At 35.4% G+C, this 24,272-nt stretch carries 18 protein-coding genes; 4 read left to right on the top strand and 14 right to left on the bottom strand.

Annotated elements, in window-relative coordinates; genetic code table 11:
- Window positions 1-3: 3 nt before the first annotated feature.
- Window positions 4-1,185: an amidase domain-containing protein gene (locus BN2390_RS06120; protein WP_082238902.1), complete on the top strand. Its 1,182-nt coding sequence runs from the start codon at window positions 4-6 to the stop codon at window positions 1,183-1,185.
- Between the two features lie 76 nt (window positions 1,186-1,261).
- Here the strand turns inward: BN2390_RS06120 and BN2390_RS06115 are convergent, their stop codons facing one another.
- From BN2390_RS06115 to BN2390_RS06090, 6 genes are all read right to left on the bottom strand, one after another.
- Window positions 1,262-1,972: an N-acetylmuramoyl-L-alanine amidase gene (locus tag BN2390_RS06115; protein WP_053983476.1), complete on the bottom strand. Its 711-nt coding sequence runs from the start codon at window positions 1,970-1,972 to the stop codon at window positions 1,262-1,264.
- 80 nt (window positions 1,973-2,052) lie between these two features.
- Window positions 2,053-2,853 carry an SDR family NAD(P)-dependent oxidoreductase gene (locus tag BN2390_RS06110; protein ID WP_053983475.1) on the bottom strand — a complete coding sequence of 267 codons (801 nt, stop codon included), beginning with the start codon at window positions 2,851-2,853 and terminating at the stop codon, window positions 2,053-2,055.
- Between the two features lie 96 nt (window positions 2,854-2,949).
- Window positions 2,950-4,521: an HNH endonuclease gene (locus tag BN2390_RS06105; protein WP_053983474.1), complete on the bottom strand. Its 1,572-nt coding sequence runs from the start codon at window positions 4,519-4,521 to the stop codon at window positions 2,950-2,952.
- A gap of 203 nt (window positions 4,522-4,724) precedes the next feature.
- Window positions 4,725-6,014, bottom strand: a complete 1,290-nt coding sequence (gene brnQ / locus BN2390_RS06100) for a branched-chain amino acid transport system II carrier protein (RefSeq protein ID WP_053983473.1) — start codon at window positions 6,012-6,014, stop codon at window positions 4,725-4,727.
- Between the two features lie 82 nt (window positions 6,015-6,096).
- Complete coding sequence (gene hydE / locus BN2390_RS06095) at window positions 6,097-7,152, bottom strand: [FeFe] hydrogenase H-cluster radical SAM maturase HydE (RefSeq protein ID WP_053983472.1); 1,056 nt, start codon at window positions 7,150-7,152, stop codon at window positions 6,097-6,099.
- A 144-nt stretch (window positions 7,153-7,296) separates the two neighbouring features.
- Window positions 7,297-8,136 (bottom strand): CvfB family protein, encoded by an 840-nt coding sequence (locus tag BN2390_RS06090; protein ID WP_053983471.1) that lies wholly within the window; start codon window positions 8,134-8,136, stop codon window positions 7,297-7,299.
- A gap of 157 nt (window positions 8,137-8,293) precedes the next feature.
- On the opposite strand from BN2390_RS06090, the gene asrA reads away from it, so the two are divergent.
- Genes asrA through asrC form a run of 3 tightly spaced genes read left to right on the top strand, consistent with a single transcriptional unit; the run spans window position 8,294 to window position 11,173 of the window.
- Entirely contained in the window at window positions 8,294-9,319 is a 1,026-nt protein-coding gene (gene asrA, locus BN2390_RS06085; RefSeq protein ID WP_053983470.1) for an anaerobic sulfite reductase subunit AsrA, read from the top strand.
- Complete coding sequence (gene asrB, locus BN2390_RS06080; RefSeq protein WP_053983469.1) at window positions 9,309-10,124, top strand: anaerobic sulfite reductase subunit AsrB; 816 nt, start codon at window positions 9,309-9,311, stop codon at window positions 10,122-10,124. The genes asrA and asrB overlap by 11 nt, the downstream gene beginning before the upstream one ends.
- An 11-nt stretch (window positions 10,125-10,135) precedes the next feature.
- Window positions 10,136-11,173, top strand: a complete 1,038-nt coding sequence (gene asrC / locus BN2390_RS06075; RefSeq protein ID WP_053983468.1) for a sulfite reductase subunit C — start codon at window positions 10,136-10,138, stop codon at window positions 11,171-11,173.
- Window positions 11,174-11,287: 114 nt separating this feature from the next.
- On the opposite strand, the gene BN2390_RS06070 is transcribed toward asrC, so the two are convergent.
- From BN2390_RS06070 to BN2390_RS06035, 8 genes are all read right to left on the bottom strand, one after another.
- On the bottom strand, window positions 11,288-14,278 hold the full coding sequence (locus BN2390_RS06070) for an efflux RND transporter permease subunit (RefSeq protein WP_053983467.1): 2,991 nt from the start codon (window positions 14,276-14,278) through the stop codon (window positions 11,288-11,290).
- A gap of 19 nt (window positions 14,279-14,297) precedes the next feature.
- Window positions 14,298-15,560 (bottom strand): efflux RND transporter periplasmic adaptor subunit, encoded by a 1,263-nt coding sequence (locus BN2390_RS06065; RefSeq protein WP_053983466.1) that lies wholly within the window; start codon window positions 15,558-15,560, stop codon window positions 14,298-14,300.
- A gap of 127 nt (window positions 15,561-15,687) precedes the next feature.
- A complete protein-coding gene (locus tag BN2390_RS06060; protein ID WP_053983465.1) occupies window positions 15,688-17,715 on the bottom strand; it encodes a sensor histidine kinase in 2,028 nt (675 codons plus the stop codon).
- A 171-nt stretch (window positions 17,716-17,886) separates the two neighbouring features.
- A complete protein-coding gene (locus BN2390_RS06055; protein WP_053983464.1) occupies window positions 17,887-18,909 on the bottom strand; it encodes an ABC transporter permease subunit in 1,023 nt (340 codons plus the stop codon).
- A complete protein-coding gene (locus BN2390_RS06050) occupies window positions 18,906-19,961 on the bottom strand; it encodes an ABC transporter permease (RefSeq protein ID WP_053983463.1) in 1,056 nt (351 codons plus the stop codon). Before BN2390_RS06050 ends, BN2390_RS06055 begins: the two co-directional genes overlap by 4 nt.
- The gene (locus BN2390_RS06045; RefSeq protein WP_053986276.1) at window positions 19,954-21,471 is read right to left on the bottom strand and encodes a sugar ABC transporter ATP-binding protein; all 1,518 of its coding nucleotides are present in this window, start codon (window positions 21,469-21,471) and stop codon (window positions 19,954-19,956) included. Before BN2390_RS06045 ends, BN2390_RS06050 begins: the two co-directional genes overlap by 8 nt.
- 101 nt (window positions 21,472-21,572) lie before the next feature.
- Window positions 21,573-22,652: an ABC transporter substrate-binding protein gene (locus BN2390_RS06040; protein WP_053983462.1), complete on the bottom strand. Its 1,080-nt coding sequence runs from the start codon at window positions 22,650-22,652 to the stop codon at window positions 21,573-21,575.
- Window positions 22,653-22,814: 162 nt separating this feature from the next.
- The gene (locus BN2390_RS06035; protein WP_053983461.1) at window positions 22,815-24,272 is read right to left on the bottom strand and encodes a sensor histidine kinase; all 1,458 of its coding nucleotides are present in this window, start codon (window positions 24,270-24,272) and stop codon (window positions 22,815-22,817) included.

Genomic DNA, 24,272 nt, shown 5'->3' with positions numbered 1-24,272 from the left:
TCTATGAATTCAAAAATTTGGGCATTACTAACATTGTTGTGGGTAGGAGCAAGCAGTGTTTCACAACTTTATGCAGAGCCAATTAATTACTCCGAAGATTTACCTATTGAGATCGAACTTCCATCTTTAAAAGAAGAAACACCCGAAGAGGAAGAAGCTACTCCCCAAGCGCCTCCTACTCTTTCCGAAGAGGAGCTTACCGCTAAGTTTAAAGATCTTTTAGAAGGTATTATTACAAAACGTAATGCTTATATGTTAGATGCTAATGTAGAAGGTTTAAAAAGTCTCTATAATACAAGCATTAAAACAGGGCTTTATGCTTTTGAAAATGAAGAGATTAAAAGCGAATATTTGCATAAATGGGCAGATAAGCAAGGCGTTACTTTCCAAGATATTCACTCTACACTCCATATGCGTAAAGTACGTGATCGTGGAGATGGCTTATATGGGATGACTTGTAATATAAGTACAGAATTTAGTTACAGTTATAATGATGATCCTGATAATATTACACATTTTAGACTTGGAACATCACACTATATCCATCTCAAAGAACATGGTGAAAATTATCTTATTGTGAAAGAATGGTATACAGATCCTTTTGCAGATTCACTAGATATTACAGAGGAAAAATCTGCAGAAATGAAAAGTTATATTGCAGATCATAAAGCGCCTGAATACACACCTGATGAACGTACCCAAAATGCCATTGATTATGCCCATAAATATTGTGGAATTGGAGATGGCGAACATTTATTTAAATATAATAAAAACTATTTAAATTGTAATCCTCGTGGAGGAGACTGCGCAAATTTTGCCTCTCAGATACTTCATGAGGGGGGTAAGTTCAAAAAAAATAATACTTGGAACTATACTAATGATGGTACAAAAGCATGGGTCAATGCTCAAGCTCTTAAAAACTATCTTGTGAATAGTGGTCGTGGTTCTTGCATTGCTAAAGGTAGCTATAAAGAAGTCTATAAAGCTGCTTATCAGTTAAGACCAGGTGATATTGTAGCTTATGAAAAGAAAGGACGTATTACCCATGTTTCTACTGTAACAGGACTAGATTCTAAAGGTTATCCACTTGTTACTTGTCATAATACAGATAGACTTCTTGTCCCTTATGATTTAGGTTGGAGTAACAAATCAATTACTTTCCATCTTATTGATGTGCACTATTAAAATTTACTGCTAAAAAAAGTAGCCTTGTACTCTATCAGTATAAGGCTACTTTTTATCAATTTATATAACTTTAAAATTATAGAGCTTCTTTATAAGTGTCTAAAGCTTCAACAACAGCTTCCATTAATTTCTTTTGGTAAGATGGGTCACTAAGCATACGGTCTTCGTTGTAATTGCTCATAAAGCCCATTTCAAAGATAACAACAGGTACCTTAGACCAGTTAAAACCGGTCATATCTGCCCTTTCAAAAATTCCATTCACTTTAACCCCTTTAGATCCCAACTTTTCTTTTAAAACTGAAGCAAATTTAAAACTTGGTTCATAGATATTTGAAGTATAACGGCTCTCTTTTGAAGGTACAAGAAGTGTTGCACCTGTTTTTCCACCATTCCCTATACTATCACAGTGAATACGAATGGTCATTTGTGCCCCTTTATTATTGGCAAAAGTTGCACGTTCCGCATTACTTATGTTCACATCATGAGATTCACGTGTCACATATACGGTGTACCCTTTTTCTTCTAACAATTGTTTAAGAATCATTGAAGCTTCAAGGTTGACAACATATTCAGCCTTCTTAGTACCTACACCAGCTGTACCTGAAGAAACACGTGCTTTACAGTTGCCACTTCCAGGTGCTATAGGTTCACTTTTGCCATCCCCTTTAGCTTGGTGCCCTGGATCAATACATACAATAAAGGGTTTTGTAGGCTCAGCACCATAGACAGTAAGACTACTAAAAATAAGAATCATCGGTATAAAAAGCTTAAGCATAAGTTTGTGCATAAAATAAATCCTCCTTTGTACATTTTATAATGTTATCGCACTAACACTTTTAAAATGTGTAAAAAGGAGGATTATTATGCCTACTCTTTGTTTTTTGAACTGAACTGACCACTATAACGACCAACAAGTTCTAAATAAAGAGGGCGTGGTATCCATTTTAGAAGATTGTAACAAAGTTTGTTGAAACCGCCTGGAATGACAAACACCTGATGATGAATAAGGCCACGTAAAGAAGCTTTAACAACTTCTTCTGGTGTTCCCCAAGTAATAATACCATAGTTTTTACATGCTTCTTCTGAGATATCTAAACGACTGTGAAAATCTGTATGTACAAACCCTGGGCAAAGTGCTTGTACTTGGATATTATAAGGCTTAAGTTCCATTGCTAAGGATTCAGAGAACTTAATAAGAAATTGTTTGGTACTGCAATACATAGCCGATGAAGGTAATGGTGTAAACGCAGCAAGGGAACAAACGTTAATAATACACCCATTTTTATGTGCTGTTTTAAGTTGATTTGCAACAAGATGTGCAAGGGTTACACTTGCTGTAATATGAACTTGAAGCATTTCAAGTTGAGTCTCTAATTCATCTTCTATGAAAGATTTTTTTAATCCATAACCAGCGTTGTTAACAAGAATCTCAATATCTTTTTGAGCCTTAATAAAATCACTAAAGCGTTCAAATGCCTTTGTATCTTTAAAGTCTACGACACAAATTGTAACTGGAATATGATAGGTATGACTTAAGGTATGTGCTATTTCTTCTAACTTTTCTTGCCTACGTCCTGTTAGAATAAGTTGATAACCTCTTTCGGCAAATGCTTGAGCATAAGCTAGTCCTATTCCACTAGTTGCACCTGTAATAAGTGCTGTTCTCATAATAATCCCTCCCTACTCAAACTCACTTATGTATAATAGTCAAAATCTAATATTAAGTATAGCATAGGAAGAGCGAGAAACAAACAAGGCGCAGAATTATTCTGCGTCTTGAGCTTTTGCAATAAAAGTTTTCACTTCTTCTACTGTAAAATGTGGTGTTCTTGCATGAAGTACAGTTTTACAGTTGCGACAAATAGGGATTAAGTCTTGATGAGGATCAATAGATTCTAGATTTTTTTCAGGTTGTAAGTTATGCACTTCAATCAGTCCTTCAAACTCTAGACCATAAGTATATCCAAAGTCAAAACCACAAAGGTCACATACTGCACCATAGTAGCTTAGACATTCGGCTTTCTTTTCTTCCCATATAGTATTCGTTTCAGGGGCTACTTCAGATACTATTTCTTTAGGGACTACATCTATAGAGACTTCTTCTGCTGTGGACTCTGGTAGAACTTCAGTAATAGGTTCAACCTTAACTGGTGCTGTTGGTATGACTGGTATTTCTTCTTGTCTTTCAACTTCAACCGCTACTTCATCAGCTACAATTTCATCTTGCTTTTCACTTTCAAAAGCTTCACTTTCGTGTGTATCACTGTGATATGCCATCATTGGAGGCTTAGAAGGTGTTTGTGTTTGTGGCTGTTCTTGTGTTTGAGTTGGTGCAGGTTTAACCTCTTTTGGCGTATCATCAATAAGAAAGTCAATAAAGTCATCTAAAGAAGGTAATTGACCTGTTTCACTAAAGATAGACTTTTTAGATGCTTTAGCCTCTTCGTTTTCTAGGTCCACTGGAGTTGGTGGGAAAATAGCTTCAACTTCTAAAGTTTCATAATTTGGAGCCTGTTCACGCTCTACTTGTGTAATCATCTTTTCTTCCATGAGCATTGTAAGTGCCTGGTCTAATTCAATACGAAGGTTAAAACAGAATTTCTGATTGTTTTCATAATAACCTGTAAAGAGTAACTGCCACCAAAGAAGTTTACCATCATCATTTTTTGGTACTTCAATTTTAAGGGCAGCTTTGATACGTTTACAAAGAGAGAGAATAACTTCATAAAATGGGTATTTAGAAGAGTACCCTTCTAATTCCGCTAATAATTCTGGTGTGATATTAAGACTTCCTAAACTATACATTTTTAGAATAAGGTCTTGATTCATTTTGGTGAAAATCGTTGTTTTCATAAAAATGTCTGCCCAATCAGCAGCTAAAATAGGTTTTGCCATATAATCTTCACTTATAAGTGGCTCTGGCTCTTGTTCTTTTGGCATGTTAAGAAGCTCTTCTTTTAAAAGGGATAAGTCTTCTACAAAAGGTGTAATCTCTTCTTCTACCTCTTCTTCAATATGATTAGGTGCGTAATTATATTCGTCCAATCTACGCTGACAAAGTTTTACGACATCATCTGGGAAAAGGGGTTGGTATTTTTCTTTAGTCACTAAGGCTTCAATAGATAGATCTAGGCGCTGTTGCTCCCAGAGTAAAGTAAAATCAAATGTATGGGCATCTGTTGGGAGAATTTTAATAGCTGCTTCATACCCACCATACTTATTAATCATTTCAAGCAAACGTGGTGATTTATATTTAAGCTCTTTGACAATACGTTTGTAAAGTGCGATCATTTCCTCATGAAAGGCTTTTTTAAGTATAATGTCTTGTTGATTCATGTTTCGTCCTCTAACTTTCTTGTTTTAACCTTATTAGACTAATGCACAACTTAAGAGATGTCAATAATTATTTCACACGAATTAACGGAAAGGGTTACTCCACTAGTATGATAAAAAAGAAAAATGTTTATTCAACTTTCAAGAATAAAGCAGTTTAAAAACTCTTTCAAAGTTTATTAAACTGCTTAAACTGCTTTTTAATTTTATGCTTTTTTTGTTTTAAATATTACAAAGAATTTGGTAAGAATTAAAGCAACTACGGCTGGTATAAGCCAGCTAAAATCATAGGCTGCAAAAGGTAAATAGCTTATAATATTTTGTAAGAATTCGATTTTAAAACTTTGTCCTAGTACATCAAGTATAGAGACAATAAGTGTTACATAGGTAGTGATACGATAAATTCTATCATCATCTACTACTTTTCCTGCTAATGTAAAGATGACTAATACAATAATCATTGGATAAAGAATCTTAAGGACTGGAACGGTTAAACCAACAATATTGTCTACTCCAAGTAAGGCAATCGCAAAACTTAATAAACTGATTAAGACTGCTACAAGATTATAAGAGAGTCTTCCCTTAGAGAGATTTGAAAAATAGTTTGCACCTGTTGTTGTGAGTCCAATAGAAGTTGTTAAACAAGCAAGTCCTACTGCTAAAGCTAAGAAAACTGCACCCATCTCACCAAGAATTTGACGTGTAATTTCTATAACAAGTGCTGTTTTTTCATACTCACCTACAAGAGTTGAAGTATGGGCGCCAACAAAGATTAATCCTCCATAAATAAGTCCTAATCCTACTAAAGCAATCAGAGAAGATTTTAGTGTTGCTTTAATAATACTCGATGTATCTGAATAACCTTTTTGCTTAAGATTAGCAACAATCAGCCCGCCAAAACATACCGCTGCAAGAGCATCCATGGTTTGGTATCCTTCAATAAGAGAAGTTGTAAAGACATGTTCTATTGTATTTTCAGTTAAAGGACCAATTGGAATGAAAATACCTTTAATAATGATAATAGCTAAGATAACTAATAAAGCTGGTGTTAAAAACTTCCCAATGACATCAATCACTTTTCCAGGTTTAAAAACAAAAAATAATGTTAAACAAAAGTAAAGTGCAATGACAATAACAGGACTTAAGTTGGGTAAAAAAGGTCTAATACTCATTTCAAAAGTTGTTGCTGCTGTTCTTGGGATTGCAAGAAATGGTCCTATTGCTAAAATGAGTGCTGTCATTAAAACAATAGAAAATACCTTTCCAACACGTTCGGCAACAAGGTGAAACTGACCATCAGCTTTAGCTGTTGCCATAACACCTAAAAGTGGCAAACCGACACCCATAGCGATAAAGCCTATACATGCAACTAAGTATTGTTCACCAACTAAGCGTCCTAGAAAAGGTGGAAATATAAGGTTACCTGATCCAAAAAACATGGCAAATAAGGCAAATCCTAAGATGATAATTTCTTGCATGGATTGATTTTTTTTCATAATGTCTACTCCTTATGCTGTTTATGTATAATTATTCCGTCTTATCCTTTATAGCATATTTGATGAGTATGTCAAATATAAGTTAGCAACAACGTGGACTATGACCTATAGAAAAATCAGGTATAAATCCTACATTTTCTATATTATTTAAGATTTGTTGCTGACAAAGTGCAGACTCTGTTCCCACATAGACTTTTCCATCATAAAGGGCATACTGGTCCCTTACTTCTATAGGGGATAAGTTTGGCATAACAACATTTGCGCCTGATAAAAGCCCCATTTCACGACCTTTAGGATCAAGTGTTGCAAGAGCTGTTGTCGCTGGCAATAATACATCTGGAAGCATCAAACGAATCAAACTTAATAAGAAGGTTGTAAACTCAGCTGTTCCACTCGTAAAGTTACCAAGAGGTGTATCTTTTTGTGGCATAAAAGGACCAATACCTACCATATGGGGATCTAATTGTTTTAGGAAACAAAAATCCTCTACTAAATCCTCCATAGTTTGCCCTGGTACGCCTACTAAAAATCCCGCTCCTACTTGATAGCCTATAGTTTTTAAATCTTTTAAGCATTTTATACGGTGTTCAAAGCTCATATGAGGATGGAGGGATTCATAAAGCTGTTTAGAAGCTGTTTCATGGCGCAATAGGAAACGTCTTGCACCCGCTTGGTAGAATCGTAAATAAGACGCATAACTACGTTCACCTATTGAGAGGGTAATTGCACAATCAGGATATCTCTCATGAATACTTTTTACCAATGCTTCTATACGCTCATCCGTAAAATAAGTATCTTCACCTCCTTGAAGAACAAAGGTACGATAACCTAACTTATACCCCTCTTCACAACATGCAAGAATGGTCTCTTGATCTAGGCGATAGCGTACGACATTTTCATTTTCACTTCTAAGTCCACAATAAAGGCAGTGCCTATGGCAAATATTTGTAAACTCAATAAGCCCTCTTAAATAAACCCGTTTTCCAAAATAATGTGTGCTTACTTGATATGCAAGTTCACGTGCGCTACATGCTAATGCATCCGTATAATGTTCAAGTAGATAAAGCCATTCTTCCTTCGATAAATCATGAGTTTCATAAAGCTTTTGAAGTAATAAAAAACTTTTTGTTGCTTCCATAACGACCTCCGTTTATTCTTAGCAAACGACTTAAATTTTATACAATTATATAATATTATAGCATCTATCTATCTTCTTATATAGAAAAATCCCGTATTTCAGTAAGTCTTTATAAGACTTATCTCAAATACGGGATTAAATGGACTACCAGTTACGTTTGATACCTGTGTCTGTAAGTGAAATGGCTCCTTCTTTTAAAAGGCGTCCTATAGCACGTTTGAAAGAAGCTTTACTGATGCCAAGTTGTGCTTTAATCTCTTGTGGAGAGCTCTTATCTCCTAAAGCCAATGTACCACCTTGAGCTTCAAGTAGGTTCATAACTTTAGTGGCATCATCCTCCATTTGTTGGAAAGCTTGTTTACGCAAGCTTAAAACCAGTTTACCATCTGGACGAATGTTCTTAACACGCACGTTAAGTTGATCTCCTACACGGATTGAATTCATCATTTCATTAGTAGGGATAAGACCATGGTAACCATCTTCAACAGCTACTAAAGCCCCTAGTTCTGGCTTAATGCTATAAACAATCCCACTAACACTTTGATTTTGCTTGTACGGTGCATCACATTTTAACATGTCATAAATTTTCATTGTTGCACAGAGACGGTCACTTTTATCAATATAAAGACCAACGAGTACTTCTTGATCTTTTTGTGGTTTACCCACTTGTTGTTTGAATGGTAAGAAGAGGTCTTTTTGAAGTCCCCATTCTAAGAACGCTCCAATAGAAGTGACATCAACTACTTTGAGCTTAGCTACATTACCAAGTGTTAATTTTGGAATATGCACAGTAGCAATAAGGCGGTCTTCTGTGTCACGGTAGACAAAAACAGAAAGTTCTGCCCCCATTTCTAAATCTTGTTCAACTTCTTGACGAGGAATAAATACTTCTTCTTCACTTGTTCCTTCTAATTCTTTTAAATAAACTCCAAAATCTGTTCTTCTTACAGCTTTGAGTGTTTGTACTTTACCTAATACGATCATTTTATTTCTCCTTACTACAATAAATCCTTTGATTGATGTAGTATAACACAAATTGGTAAAGACATAAAGGTAGGACTTTTTTAAAAAGAATAAATGAATAAGATATTTTGGGACATACTACCTTTAAAGTAAATTTTATGGAAAAGGAGTATAACAGATGGGCTATAAACTCAAAATCAAAGCGTTTAATGATCTCCTACAAGCTCTAGAAAATGAATATGAAATCTGGGCACCTAAACGCTTTATTGGCAAAGGTAGCTTTGCTGATACAGATTATATTCGCTATGATCAAGTACATGACTATAGCACGATGGAACTGACTGAACGCTCTCACAGCTCTGCAAAAGAAGTGGTTTTCCCAATTACCCAAACCATTCTCTATTTCGATGAAACAGGGTATCGTGTACCTCAACTTCCTTCTAAAGAAAAGTTAGTTATTGCACGTGCTTGTGACATTACAGGTATTCACCGACTAGATACACTCTATCAAAAAAATGGTGACCCTGACTTCTACTACAATCGCTTACGTGAAAAAGTACACTTTATTATTTTAGAGTGTCCACATAGTTTTAGAAGTTGTTTCTGTAAATCTATGGGGGGTGACCAAACTGACGATTTTGTAATGGGTATGACTGTTAAAGATCAAGAAATTTATCTTGAGCTAAACGGCGATACCTTTACAAACTATCTTGAAGGTGTTGAAAGTGAACAAGTTGATTATACCTTTACTTTTCCACAACATAATGATGTAACCGTTACGCCACCTGATGTAGATGATATGCCAAGAGCAATCTTTGAACATCCTATGTGGGAAACCTATGATCGTTGTATTGATTGTGGGCGCTGTAACCTAAATTGTCCAACATGTACATGCTTTACAACAACCGACCTCTTCTATAACGAAAATAAAACAGTTGGTGAACGTAGACGTGTATGGTCATCTTGCCACTTTAAAAAATTTACTGACATGGCTGGTGGGCATAGTTTCCGTAATACACAAAGAGAACGAGGCCGTTTCCATGTATTACACAAAGTTTATGACTTCAGAAAACGTTTCCATCAAGGGAATATGTGTGTAGGTTGTGGAAGGTGCGAAGAAAGTTGTCCTAAATATATCTCCTATATTGATGCGGTTAATACTTTAACCAAAGTATTAAAGGAGGAAAATCTCCATGAAAAATAATCTTTTACCCAAAGCCTATAAACTTGTAGAAATTATTCCACAAACACCTGTAGAGTATTTGTTCCGTGTAACTTTCGATCATATTGATGAAATTCAATATGGACAATTTGTTCAAGTCTCCTTACCAAAAGTTGGTGAAGCACCTATCTCTATAAGTCGTTTTGATAAAAATGAAGGTATCATTGAGCTTCTCATTCGACGTGTAGGCACAGTAACAGATGCCCTCTTTGAACTTAAACCTGGTGATAATATCTATTTACGTGGTCCTTATGGACACGGTTTTCCTTTTGAAGTTTATAAAGACAAAAGAATCATTATTATTGGAGGTGGTTCTGGTGTAGCCCCTGTACGCTCTATGGTGGATACAATTGCTAATGATATGAAGCTGGTTAAAGATATTAACGTATTATTTGGGTTTAAAAATGAATCTTTAATCCTTTTTCAAGAGGATATCAAACGTTGGTCAGAATGTTTATCTCTTCAAATTACACTAGATGAACCTGATAATGTAGGTCATTATTTAGGTGGGCGTGTAACCGAACATTTAGATAAACTTCCTCTATTAAAAGATAAAGATAAATATCAAGACCTTCATATTGTTATTGTTGGGCCTCCAATTATGATGAAGATGACCGCACTTGCTTGTAGTAACTATGGTATTAATGATCATCATATTTGGCTTTCTTTTGAACGTAATATGAGCTGTGCAGTAGGTAAATGTGGCCATTGTAAAATTAATGAAACATATGTCTGTTTAGATGGACCAATCTTTAGATATGATCAAGCTAAAAAGCTTATAGATTAGGAGGTGACATGATGATTGGAAATCTTGATATTGCAAAACTTAGAAGTAATGAATACCGTGAATCTAAAGTTCGTGGTGAGTTTATGGTAAGTATTCGTATTCCTGGAAGTTTATTTCCATCAAGTTTACTTCCTATTGTACAAGAAATAGCTGATAAATATGGTTCTGGGCAAATCCATATGCAAACAAGACAAAAACTGTCTATTCCTAACATCTCTTATAAAGATGTTGAGGCAGTCAATAAGCTTCTCGAGCCTATTATTAAAACAATGGAAGTTGATGTATGTGGTATTGATCTGGATACAACCCAAGAAGGCTATGCAAGTATTGGTGCACGTAATATTATTAACTGTATAGGAAGTATCCACTGTCCATTTGGCAATATCGATACGGTTGCACTAGCAAAAAAAGTAGAAAAAATTATTTATCCGAATCATTATCATTTAAAAGTTGTCATTGCAGGATGTCCTAATGACTGTGCAAAAGCCAATATGGCTGATTTCGGTATTATGGGTATGTCTAAAATTGATTGGGACTATAATCGTTGTGTTGGCTGTGGTGCTTGTGTCCGCGAGTGTGGGCAACATGTAACAGCAGCCTTAGGTGCACAAAATGGTAAAGCAATCAAACAACCGGGAAAATGTATTGGTTGTGGTGCTTGCGTTAAAGTTTGCCCAACACAAGCATGGAGCCGTAACCCTCAAAAATACTATTGGGTTAAAATTGGTGGTCGTACAGGCAAACAAACACCTCGTGCAGGCCAAACCATGTTTAAATGGATTAAAGAAGAACCTCTTCTTGAAGTCATCGGTAATATCTTCAAATTTGAAGATTATATGCTAGATGGCCAACCTATTTATAGACACTTTGGTCACTTAATTGATGATGGCTCTTATAATGTCTTTAGAGACTTTATACTAGGAACCAGCGAACTTGCTCAATCAAGAGGCGTTGTACCTGTTAAACTAAATGAAGAAGTACTTGTCGCAGATAAACTCTATTGGGTTGAAGATAAACAAAATCCAGATGTATATATGCATACACATTAACGATCAACTTAAAAGGTGGTATATGGAAATGACATAGAGTCATTTCCATATACCACCTTTTCTACTCTTTTTATAAACTATCCATTTTATAGACTAGCTAGATAATCTCTAAAGTTATTGTACAAATTGATCATAAATGACTGGAATAACGACAAGGGTCAAAACTGTAGAAAGTAGCAATCCACCTGTAACCGTTAAGGCTAATGGAAGCTGGATTTCTGCCCCCTGACCAATTCCTAAGGTCATAGGCAAAAGTCCAAGGACTGTTGTAAAAGTGGTCATCAAAATAGGTTGGACTCTTGTCATTCCAGCTTCTATAATAGCCTCTTCTACACCTTTCCCTTCTTTTCTAAGTTTATTTATAAAATCTAAAAGGACAATCCCATTGTTTACAACAATACCCGACAATACGATAAATCCTATTAGAGCAGGCATAGAAACAGGGACATTGCCAATAAATAAAGCTAAAATGCCTCCCGCAAATGCAATAGGTACAATCATCATAATAAATAAAGGTTGAATAAACGATTCAAATTGAGCAGCCATAATCATATAGACCAATAATACTGCAATCCCTAATGCCATAAACAGCATGCTAAAGGAGTCTTTCATTTGTGCCACCCGCCCACCCAGTACCACATGATATCCTTCTGGTATATTTAACTGTTCAAATACATTTTCAAGATCCTTTGAAACTTGTCCTATCGTTCGCCCTTCTATGATTACATCGAGACTAAGTAAATGGGTTTGATTGGACCGTTCAATTTGGTGATACCCCACTTCTCTTTGGTAAGTCGCTACAGCACTTAAAGGTACACGACTTCCTTTAAGGGAACTTAATGTTAAGTTTTGGATTTCAGTCAATCCACTTCCTAAAGCTGTTTGACTATAAAGTTCAACCTCTATAGGTCCCTCTTCATCCTCTAATGTCATAACAGAAATAGGACGCATGGCATTTTGAATGGCATTGGCAACTTGGGCACTACTTAATCCATATTGGCTTGCCTCACTTTGATTGACTTGTATGGCTACAGAGGGGGCACTTCGGCTTTCTTTAAAAGCAACTTCCATAACACCCGTTATAGATTTAGATAAACCTTGTATGGCATCCCCCAGTACTTCAAGTTCCTCTAGCTCCTCTCCCAGTATATTAATGGTGATACCGTTATTCCCACTACTCATTAGGCTTCCACCTGTAGATGCTGAGATTTTGGCTCCTGGAATATTTTTAGTTGTCTCCATAATAGCCTTTGTTACATCCTTATCCGTAAGCTTTCTCGTTTGTAAAGGGTCAAGAACAAGCATAATATCTGCACGACTACTTGACTTATCCATTGTAAGTGAAATCGTTTCAATATCTTCAATCCCTTTGATACGCTGCAAGACTTCGTCGCATACGAGACGTACGGCAGTATCTGTCTTTCCTTTAGGAAGATTGACTGTAACATAAACAATACCTTGGTCGGCCGATGGAAAAAAGGTAAAACCTACGCCTTGAAGTGCAAAACCACCCATTATGAGTACAAGGAGTACAAGAACAGTCACCTTTTTCTTAGTGTGTAATCCCCATATAAGGACTTGTTTATATTTATGTCGTAGTGAATTTAAAATCAAGTGCTTTTTCTCTAATGATTCAACGCTTAAAAGGCGACTTGCAAGAAGTGGCACAATTGTAAACGAAACACCAAGGGAAGCTACAAGAGAAAAGGTAACAGTAAAAGCAAGTTCTTTAAAGATTTGGGCAGAAATCCCCTGAACAAACACAACAGGTAGAAAGACACTAATGGTTGTCAATGTAGAAACTGTAACAGCTTGTGCTACTTCTGTTGTACCTTTATAGGCAGCTTCAGCTGGTGAAAGTCCTTGTTGCTTTAAACGATGAATATTTTCAATCACAACAATGGCATTATCAACAAGCATGCCAACGCCAAGGGCGATACCACCTAATGAAATCATATTAAGTGTAAGATGAAAGAAATAAATAAAGACAAAAGTTGTAATAACAGATATAGGAATGGATACGGCCATAATTAAAGTCGTACGGAAATCTTTTAAAAAGCAAAAGAGAATAACAACTGCTAATAAAGCACCTATTAAAGCATTGCTTCCAATGGCTTTAATGGACTGATTAATGATCACTCCTTGATTAAATAAGACATCTACGGAAAGTCCAGGGTTGTCTACTTGGAGTTGTTTTAACACTTTTTCAACTTCTTCTGAAACAGTTACAGTGTTTGCTGTAGACTCTTTCTGTATAGAGAATAAAATACTAGGCTCACCATTTACGTTGGCATAACTTGAAGTTTCCGCATAAACTTCTTCAAATTCTACAAGTTCATCTAATGTAATAGGTCTACCGTCTTGGTTACTGACAACTAAATGCTTCAGATCTTCTTTGGTAAGTGCACTCGATTGAACATGAATATTCAGTTTAGAGTTGCTCTCTTCAATCACCCCGCCTGGTAAAGTACGATATTCACTTCTAATCAGTTGGTTGAGCTGATTTAAACTGAGTCCATACGTACTGAGTCTATCTATATCTGCAACTAATCGAAGTGCTCTATTGACGCCACCGGTTACTTGAATGTTGGCAACACCTGGTATACGTTTCAGAGTGGGAACAAGTGTAGATGTTACAAAGTCCGTCGTTTCACTCAGACTACGTGCATTAAGAGTAATACTATAATGACCAATAGGCATCATATTGGGATTGAGTTTCATAATAATAGGGGATACCACACCATTTGGCAATAAGGGCTTGATTAGGTCAACCTTTTCTCTGACATCAAGAGCGGCAAAATCCATATCTGTTCCCTCTGCAAAAGAAAGCATCATCATGGAAGTACCTTCTGATGAGATAGAATCTATGCTACTCACTTGATTTGTCGTCGCAAGTACACCTTCTAAGGGTTCTGTAATCAGGTCTTCAACTTCACTGGGGCTAGCACCTGTATAATGGGTCATGACCATCAACATAGGAAGATCAAAAGAAGGGAGTAAATCAATATTAAGTTTAAAAAAGGCAATAAAACCAAAAAGTAAAATAATACATAGAACCATAAAGGTTGTCACAGGCCTTTTAATACTTAAATCTGTTAGCTTCATAGTATTTTCCTTTCTAAATTTACCATGTTGTAGAGGAATGGGTTTCTAGAGGTGAAACAACTTCTACAGTATCTCCATCTTGAAGATAGGCATTTCCATCTAAAATAATGATATCGCCCTTTATAAGCCCTTCAATGATTTCAATTTCATCATCATTTTCTATGCCAATTCTAACTGTACGCTTTTCTACGGTATTGGGAAGGGTTGAACTTAAAATGTAAATATAGTTTTCATTTTGTGTACGTATGATAGCATCTTTTGGAATGACACAAGCGTTTGACTTAGTAAGTAAAGGAATATGCACTTTCCCAAAACTCGTTGTATCTAAAGGGAGGTTTGGATTTGGCATGACAATGTTTACTGCATAAAGCCCTGTTTTTGCATCTGGTTCATTATGGACCTCTTCTACCCTTCCTTCAAGATTTAAAGGTTCCCCTTTTAAGGTAAATACCTCTACTATTAAGGGACTTACATCTTGAAAATAAGTCAAATGTTCTTTCGGAACTGCTAGGCTAAGTTTTAAGTTTTCTGTTCCTGTGATAATAAAAGAAGGGGCTAAAAAATTGGGCACTTCACCTGTTTTAGCGTTGACTGCAACGATACGTCCATTTAATGGAGACGTAAGATGATATTGAGACTTCATCCCTATAAGCATTTGATAACCGTCTTCTAAAGCATCCAAACGGTCTATAGAATCTGTTGTATTAGGTGTAATCGCAGTAAGGGTTTGCTTAAGCATTTTTAGTGATTCCAATTCACTTTCTAAGGCTGTCATATTTTTCTTATAGGTTGTACCTGCATACATAGTGGATTGTTCTTTTTCTAGTCGATCTAAATGGGATTCAATGTCAGCTATTTGATGATCAATGTCTTGCAGTATAGATGCTAGTTTTTCACCCCCAGATTCCAGTGTCTCATTAAAAGATTTTAGTTTTTCAATACCTTCAGAGGCACTTTGTATCTGGTTATTAAGCGTTGTTGTATCTAAATCCATAAGGGCATCTCCAACGTTTACAAGATCGCCTTCTTTTACATGGATAGCAACAACTTTAGATAGAACCTGTGGGATAATTTTTGCTTCTTCACCACTTTGTAGCTTACCAGAATAGTTTTGATAGGTTGCAATTTCTCTTTCAGTGACGGTATAGGTCGTTACTGGAATACACTTACTTTCTAGTATGGCATTAACTTCTGGTGGCCTAGTGCGCATCCAGTAGAGAAAAACAAAGCTCACTATAATAATGACCAAGGTGGTATAGCCTACTATCGATTGACGTTTCATCTAATCACTCCGTTAATTTTATATCCCTATAGTATTTTCTAATTGGAAGTATTTCATACTCTAATCAATAACAAATAGAATGAAATATAAACAAAAAAGTCGCTACACATGGCGTGTAGCGACTTTTTTAAAAGGTATAGATATCAGAAAATTCCACATGACATCTTTCCAGATTTGATTCAAATCCAAATCTTTCAGATTCAGTATATCGTTTTTCTTCTTTCACTTGAATTCTAGGTAAACGGACTTCAAAGGTTGACCCTTCACCTAAAGTGCTTAAGACACTAATATTACCACCGTGCATTTCTACAAGTGCTTTTGTTAAAGATAACCCAATTCCGCTTCCTTCTTTAGGTCTAGTGAGTAGGTCATTGACTTGAATAAAACGCTCAAAGATCGTTTCAATCTTATCTGGTGGAATCCCCACACCATTATCTTGAACTGCAATAACTATATACTCCTGTTCTAATGAAATGAGAACATTAATATGTCCGGGTAATTTGGCATATTTAATGGCATTGGAAAGAAGATTGAGCATAATTCGTTCAATTTTCTCTGGATCACAAGCAATGACTTCTTCTTCTACCTCTGTATCAAATATTATACTTATATTATTGCTCTCAGCATAATTGACTACTGAATCTACAATCTCTTCTACAATATAAATAATATTATAATTGGAAAAATACATTTTATAGTAACCAGAGTCAATTTGTGTTATATCAATAAGATTATTGACCAATTTCAAAAGACGATAGCCATTTTGCTTAATATTACAGATATAGGTTAAATACTTCTCTATTTCTGGATCTTTAGGATATTCTTGAAGGGTATATTCTAAAAGCTTAGAGGCTGATAAAATAATATTTAGAGGTGTTCTAAATTCATGAGATAGATTGGCAAAAAACTCACTTCTCATGCGTTCAAGTTGAAGTGCTTTCTCAGCTTCAGCTCTTTCTTGAAGTAAAGTTTTTTCTGTAACCATTGCACAATGAAGTGCTTCTGTTAGATTTCTATTCTTAATAATCAATGCAAGTTGATTACAAATTTTACCCATTAAATAACGCCTAGCATAAAAATGCTGTGGATATTTTTCATACACTAGGACAAGTATACCTAAAAGCTCACCACGATAAACAATTTTAGATTCTATAAGATAGTAAGGTTCTTTTCTATAAATATATTCGTTATCACTAATATGTACTTCAAATGTTTCTTTAATAAGCCCATCCTCTTCTTCTGAATACTTCTTAAGCATTTCATCAGTCATAGGAAAAGTGAAGTTATTCGGTTTATAATCTTTTAACATACCATTTTTAAAATAAGCATATATATTTTGTTCTTTTTTATTGTATAACCATATGTCATAATAGTCTGTTTTAAAATAATATTTGAGTAAATTGCCCAATTCTTTTAATGGTTCATCACTTCCCACATCAATTTCTTGATCGTATAAATAACTTTCCTTTGCTTTACTAAAGAGATGTTCACTTTCAGATACAAAGTGCTCAAGGTTTTTGGTAACTGTTATATTTTTTTTGAATATGCCTATATATTTCATATTTCCATTGGGACCATATAAGGGTATCCCTGTAATTTCAAAATAGTTAACCAGTCCAGCTTTTTCTTCTCGTCGTTCTAGTGTAAGTTTTTCGCCTGTACGCATAATATAGGCTTCATTTTCACTAATGCGTTTACTTTCTTTAACTGTGGAAAAGGCTTCTGATGTTTGACCAATGATTGCTTCTTTCGTCGTTTTATAATTTTTAGCACATTTTTGATTAGCAAAAACGTAATAACCCTCTAAATCTTTTATAGATACACTTTCTTCTATTGCATCTAAAAAAGCTTCTAAAAATTCACCTTTATCTTCTTGAATCCATTTGATGATACAACCTTTATAGTTAATACCTTCTAAATGAACGGTTTCAAACTGACAAGAACCTTTTAATCGTTGTCCCGATTTGGAGTAAGCAATAATGCTATTATTGACTTCGTTCTCTTGTATAAATATATTTTGTACAACACTGGAAAAATCAACTTCATTTTGTTGATAGCCTAATATATTGAAAAAGGCTGAATTTATAAAGCTAATTTTTCCAGCTTCATCTATTAGGCATATACTTTCACTCAGTACATTTAAGAAATTTTTCATACTACAAATGCCCCTTTTCAGCATAATTAAAGCAAATATTATAAGAAATTTCAAAACTCTAGTTTTTTTTATATATAACTATATAATATAGCTTATTTATTTTAAATACAAGTTCATAATTTTAATAAAAAAAATTATCCTCAAAGTAAAACTTACTTTGAGGATGAACTACTATTTTTTCTTCAGTTTTAATTTAGCAAAAATACTTTGTAAAATAATGAAGAAACATAAAAGTGCAGCAATAACAATCTTCGTCCACCAAGAAGAAAGTGTACCTTGGAAAGTAATAATGGATTCAATGGTTCCCTTAATAAGTACACCAAACAAACTTCCTACCACACTGCCTACACCACCTGTTAAGAGTGTGCCACCGATGACAGATGAAGCAATAGCTTCCATTTCAAAGCCACGTGCTTGCTCAACAAATCCACCACAGGAGTTGAGACAAAAGACAAAGCCTGCAAGTCCAGCTAAGAAACCATTTAATACATAGACTTTAAGTTTTGTCAGCCGTACGTTAAGCCCCATTAAAAGCGCAGATTGTTCATTTCCACCTACAGCATAGATAGACCTACCAAATGGGGTAAACTTTAACACAATAAACGCAATAATTAAAATAACAATGGCAATAATCACACTGGGATAAATATAAGGATAAACTAAGTTTCCCTTTTTATTAACAGTTGCTAAGAAAGGTAAATAGATCTTGGAATTGGCCATTTTAAGGAAAGTTTCATTGGTAATACTAATCATATCCGAACTAATGACAGCAGTCATCCCCCTTGCAAAGAACATCCCCGCTAAGGTAACAATGAAAGGTTGTATTTTGAGATATGCTACAAAAAATCCTTGCACAAGGCCAAAACATGCACCAGCCACTAAAACAATCCCAATACTTAATAAAGGTGATATACTTTGCTTTTCCATCATCCAAGCAAGCATCATACAAGTCATTCCTATAACCGAACCTATAGAAATATCAATACCACCAGTAATAAGAACCATAGTCATGCCAACAGCAGCTACAATGAGACTGGCATTATTAATAAATAAGTTAAAGAATACTTGAGGCTTTCCAAAGTTTTTGTTATTAAAGAGAATCATTCCAGCAATATAGAGTGCAATAAAAAGTACAATAGTAATAAGTAATAAAAAGCTATTGCCATCTAAACGTTCACGTATTTTCTTAATCATTGTTCCACCTGCCCTTCAACACCTTTTACACTCCATTTATTACGAAGACGTTTCATCAATTTCTTAAATTCTTGTGACTGTAGTGTAACGATAATAATAACAACAATCGCTTTATAAACAGGGAGTTGATCAGCAGTCACTTTCATGGCATATAAAGAGGTTGTAAGCGCTTGAATGGTAATGGCACCAATGACACTTCCTGCGATAGAGAACTTACCTCCCCCTAAGCTATTACCACCTAATGCAACAGCTAAGATTGCATCCAGTTCAATGTTTAGTCCAGCATTATTGGCATCTATGGAATAAATACGTGAAGTAATAATAAGTCCTGCAATCCCTGCACAAAGTCCGCAAAATACATAAGACATAAATTGAATCACTGTTGCGTTAAGTCCTACAAGTTTGGCTGATTTAGCATTAATCCCTACAGATTGAATATAAAGACCAAGTGCTGTTTTCTTTAAGATAAAACTAGTAACAAGAACAACAAGGATGGCTACAAAAATAGGCGTTGGAATCGGAACATTTGGTAAAAAAGCACCAAGTCTTTTGAAAGAATCTACTTTTACATAAAGGATATTGCCACCTGTAATGAGTTGGGCAATACCACGACCCGCAGTAAATAGGATGAGTGTCGCTACCATTGGCTGAATTTTCATCTTAGCAACTAAGAAACCATTCCATGCGCCACAAAGTGCGCCAGTTAACATGGCAAGAAGGATGCCCACAATGTATGGCACTTGATAGGTGTTACCTGTTCCTAGAGCAAAGATACAAACAGCGCCAGAAAAAGCACTTACTGCACCTACAGAAATATCTGTCCCTCCTGATGCAGCAACAACCAGTGTCATTCCCACAGCAAGAATAATCAACTCACTAGAACGATTTAAAACATCGATCAAATAACCATAAAGTACACCATTTTGCAAACTGATGTTAAAGAAAGTGGGTGTTTTAATCAGATTAAAAAGTAATACAATAGCTAAACACATGAGCGGCCAAAACAAATGATATTTTGTTGCCTTTTTGATACTTTCTTGAATCCTACTCATCTTTGTCACCTCCTGCAATCGCTTTCATTACATTTTCTTCTGAGAGCTCATCTTCTTCCAACTCTCCCACTTTATGACCATCTCTTAAAATTACCATACGGTTACACGTACGAAGCATTTCTTCTATTTCAGAAGAGATAAACATGACACTCATCCCTTCACTTGCCAGTTTGACCACAAGTTTTTGAATCTCGGTTTTTGTTCCAATATCAATCCCTCTAGTGGGTTCATCTAAAATGAGAAAGTCGGGGTGGGTTAAAAGCCAACGTCCTAAGATTACCTTTTGTTGATTGCCACCACTCAGTTGCTTAATCGGTGTTTCACGATCTGCTGTCTTAATTTGTAAAAGTTCAATGTATTCATCTGTAAAGGCTTCTTGTTCTTTGCGACTTAAGAGTTTAAAAACACCTCTTTTGGCTTGTAAGGCAATAATAATGTTTTCACGCACAGACAAGTCTGCAATAATCCCTTCATCTTTTCTATTTTCAGGGCAAAATGCCATACCTGCTTTCATGGCTCGAAGAGGCGTATGTGCATGAACAGGCGTATTATGGACCTTCAGATTGCCTTCATCTGCTCGATCAGCACCATATAAAGTTCTTGCAAGTTCTGATCTACCTGAACCTAAAAGACCAGATAATCCAATCACTTCTCCCTTATGAATGGTTAGGTCAAATGGACGAATTTTACTCGTACATCCTAACCCTTTCGCTTCTATGACAACATCTTTTTGAGCATCACCACTGAATAAGATATGCTCTTTTTTTATACTTGCAAGGTCATCAAAATCTTTCCCCATCATTTTAGCAACCAACTGTACACGAGGAAGCTCTTTTGTTTCATAAGCACCAACTAACATCCCATTACGTAGTACGGTAATACGATCACAGACTTCGTAAACTTGCTCTAAGAAGTGGGTAACAAAAATAATACCTACACCTTGGCTTTTAAGTTTTCTCATGACATGAAAGAGCTTTTTTACTTCTTGATCATCTAAACTTGCTGTTGGTTCATCTAAAATGAGTACTTTACAAGATACATCTATAGCTCTTGCTATAGCAACCATTTGTTGAATGGCTACAGAGTAGTTTTCAAGACTTTTGGTAACGTCAATTTCAATATTCAAGTTTTTAAGAATGTCACGTGCTTTTTGATGCATTGTCTTCCAATCAATACGCCCAAACTTCTTTGGCGCTCTTCCAATAAAGATATTTTCAGATACAGATAGATTAGGACAAAGGTTGACTTCCTGATAAACAGTACTAATTCCATTTAGTCCAGCTTCTTGTGGTGACCTATTAATAATGGCACCTTTTATTCCTTCAATATGAATTTCTCCTGTTTCAAACTCCTCCACACCTGTAAGTACTTTTATAAGTGTAGATTTCCCGGCACCATTTTCACCCATTAGGGCATGGATTTCACCTTGTTTTAGAGAAAAATCAACATGAGAAAGTGCAAGAACCCCAGGGAAGCTTTTGCTGATATTGGTCATGGTTAAAACATTCATTTGCTCTGACACATTATTCACCCTTTCTAAAATTGGATAAAAAAAGTGTGAACGAGAACCTTCTCATGGTTCATGGTTCACACTTTTACTAAGATTCAGTTTTAATAAGCACGTTCAGGAAGGATTTGAGCAGCTGTATCTGCTGGGTATACACCTTCATCTACATATTGAATTTTTTCTACTGTTTCACCTTTCATGATAGCTTTAGCAAGTTCTGCTACACGTGGTCCATGAAGTGGGTTACATTCAACTGAAACATTCATTTCACCAGCAATCATCGATTCAAATGCTGCTTTTACTGCATCGAAGGATACGATAACTACATCTTCAGCTGGTTTTTTACCAACAGCTTTAAGGGCATCAATGGCACCAAAAGCCATATTGTCATTTTGAGCAATGAGGATATCAATACGTTCACCTGATTTAAGGAATGATTCCATAACCTCTTGGCCTTTTGCTTGGGTAAACTCACCTGTTTGTTCAAGAACAATTTGATAATTACTATGTTTAGCTAAACCATCACGTACACCTTTTGTACGACCAATTTCAGCTGATGAACCAATGGTTCCTTGAAGAACAGCTACATTTAACGCATCACTACCTTTACCAAGAGAATCCATATAGCCTGTAAGCCATGTTACAGCATCAAGGCCTTCTTGATAGAAGTCTGATCCTACCCAACAAGTATAAAGAGAATCATCGGATACATCTATCATCCTATCTACAATAATAACTGGAATCTCAGCATCTTTTGCTTCACCAAGTACTGTTTCCCAACCTGTTTCCGTAACTGGAGCAATAACAATGACATCTACTTCTTGAGAGATAAAGTCACGTACAGCTTTAATTTGATTTTCTTGTTTTTGTTGTGCATCTGCAAAAATTAAGTTAAAGCCATTTTCTTGTGTAAGTGTACCTTTCATAGATTCTGTATTAGCAACACGCCAGTCGGATTCAGCACCTACTTGTGAAAAACCAATTGTAATGGGTTCATCTTCTGTTTCAGTTGCTGGAGCAGGTGTTTCTTCTTGAGCAGTGTCTTCGGTCTGAGTACTACTTGATTGTTCGGTTTGTGTATCGTTAGTATTGCTACTTGTTCCAGCTGGTGCACTACTACAGCCTACTAATGAACCCATAAGCATTGTCATACCTAACAAAATACTTACAAATTTTCTTTTCATCCTAAAATACCCCCTCAAATTTTTGACTACCTTTGATCACTTTCTATGAGCTTATTATAAAGAGAAATAAAATCTTTTAATACAGAATATATTTTGATTTTATTTCAATTTTTTATTGATTTTTTAAAGCTCAAGTAATTTTTGAACAAAAGGTGTGTTTTCTTATAGAAAAAGTAAGTTTTCTTTAGGGAGACTTGTACGAGACGGAAGACAAACGGTTACACATGTTCCTTCTCCATAGGTACTATCAATCACTAAACCATAATCATTACCATAATTTAGTCTAATACGTTCATGTACATTAGCAAGACCAAAACCTTTATCGGATGTGGCTAAATTACCTCTTTCTACACGCTCTCTTAAAGCTTGCAACTCATCTTCTTTCATACCAATCCCATTATCTTTCACCTTTAAGAATATGGAATAAACATCATAGTCTGCCGTTACTGTAATTTTCCCTTTACCTCTTTTTTGTTTGATGCCATGATAAAGTGCGTTTTCTATAAGAGGTTGCAACGTTAATTTGAGTAGCATAAAGTCACCAATAGCTTCAGGAATGTCTATTTCATATTCCAATATATCTGCATATCTAAACTTCTGAATTTGTAAGTAGCTCCTAATGTGACTTTCTTCTTCTTTGAGGGTAATATAGTCACGTCCTTTACTCAGTCCTGTCCTAAAAAACTCAGATAATGCTGAAACCATTTCAACGACCTGATCCGTTTGTCCATCTTCGGCCATCCAGCTGATGGCATCTAACGTATTATAGAGAAAGTGAGGATTAATTTGAACTTGTAGTAGCTTAAGTTCCATTTGTCGTAAGTTAATTTGCTCTTGCTTTACATTTTCCACTAAGCTCTCTATTTTACCAACCATTGTATGAAAGCTCTGCTCCAGTGCCATGACCTCATCCCCACGACTTTTAGGTTGTTTGATACTAAAGTCTCCTTCCCCTACTTGCTTAGTCAGTTCACACAAGTGTTGAAGTGGTTTAGAAATACTATCTGAGATGACTATGATAAGCAGCCATGTAACCACTAGTACACATGCAAAAATAAGTAAAATAATCTGGAGCATATGATTAATATCATTCTCAATAGCATGTTTTACTTTTTCAAGTTCTAGGGCTTCATAATAAACATATTCTTCGATTTCATCTGTAATCAGTTCGGTAAAAACGTAAATATCATTTTCTAAGATAAACATATTCTCATCATAGTGCCCGCTCTCTTCGCAATTGGCTTTGATTTGATAGATTTTTTTCTCTAAAAGTTCAAGATTTCTTTGAGCCATACGTACTTGTTTGCGACTTTTTTCTAAATTTGTTCCATCTTCAAGTTGTTTAAAATAAACCTTACTCCTTTTTAGAATCTGTTCAATCTGTGTATTTTCGAATTTTTCAGATCCTATGGCAATACGATACATAGCGTAGTCTACATCTTGTTTAAAGTGCATATCAAATGCATTGGCAATATTGATATCATTAATAATCGGTACATAGCGATCGGTATAAGTACTAAAGCGTACAATCATATAAAGAACTAAGCACACCAAAGGTATCAGTACACTAAACATGAAAAGCTTAAGCTTGGTTTTAAGTGACATATTGGTCCAGTTCAT

This window comes from Niameybacter massiliensis (genome assembly GCF_001282685.1).
GTDB lineage: Bacteria > Bacillota > Clostridia > Lachnospirales > Cellulosilyticaceae > Holtiella > Holtiella tumoricola.
The sequence above is the reverse complement of the archived record's forward strand: the minus strand, read 5'-3'. Positions and strand labels throughout refer to the sequence as shown.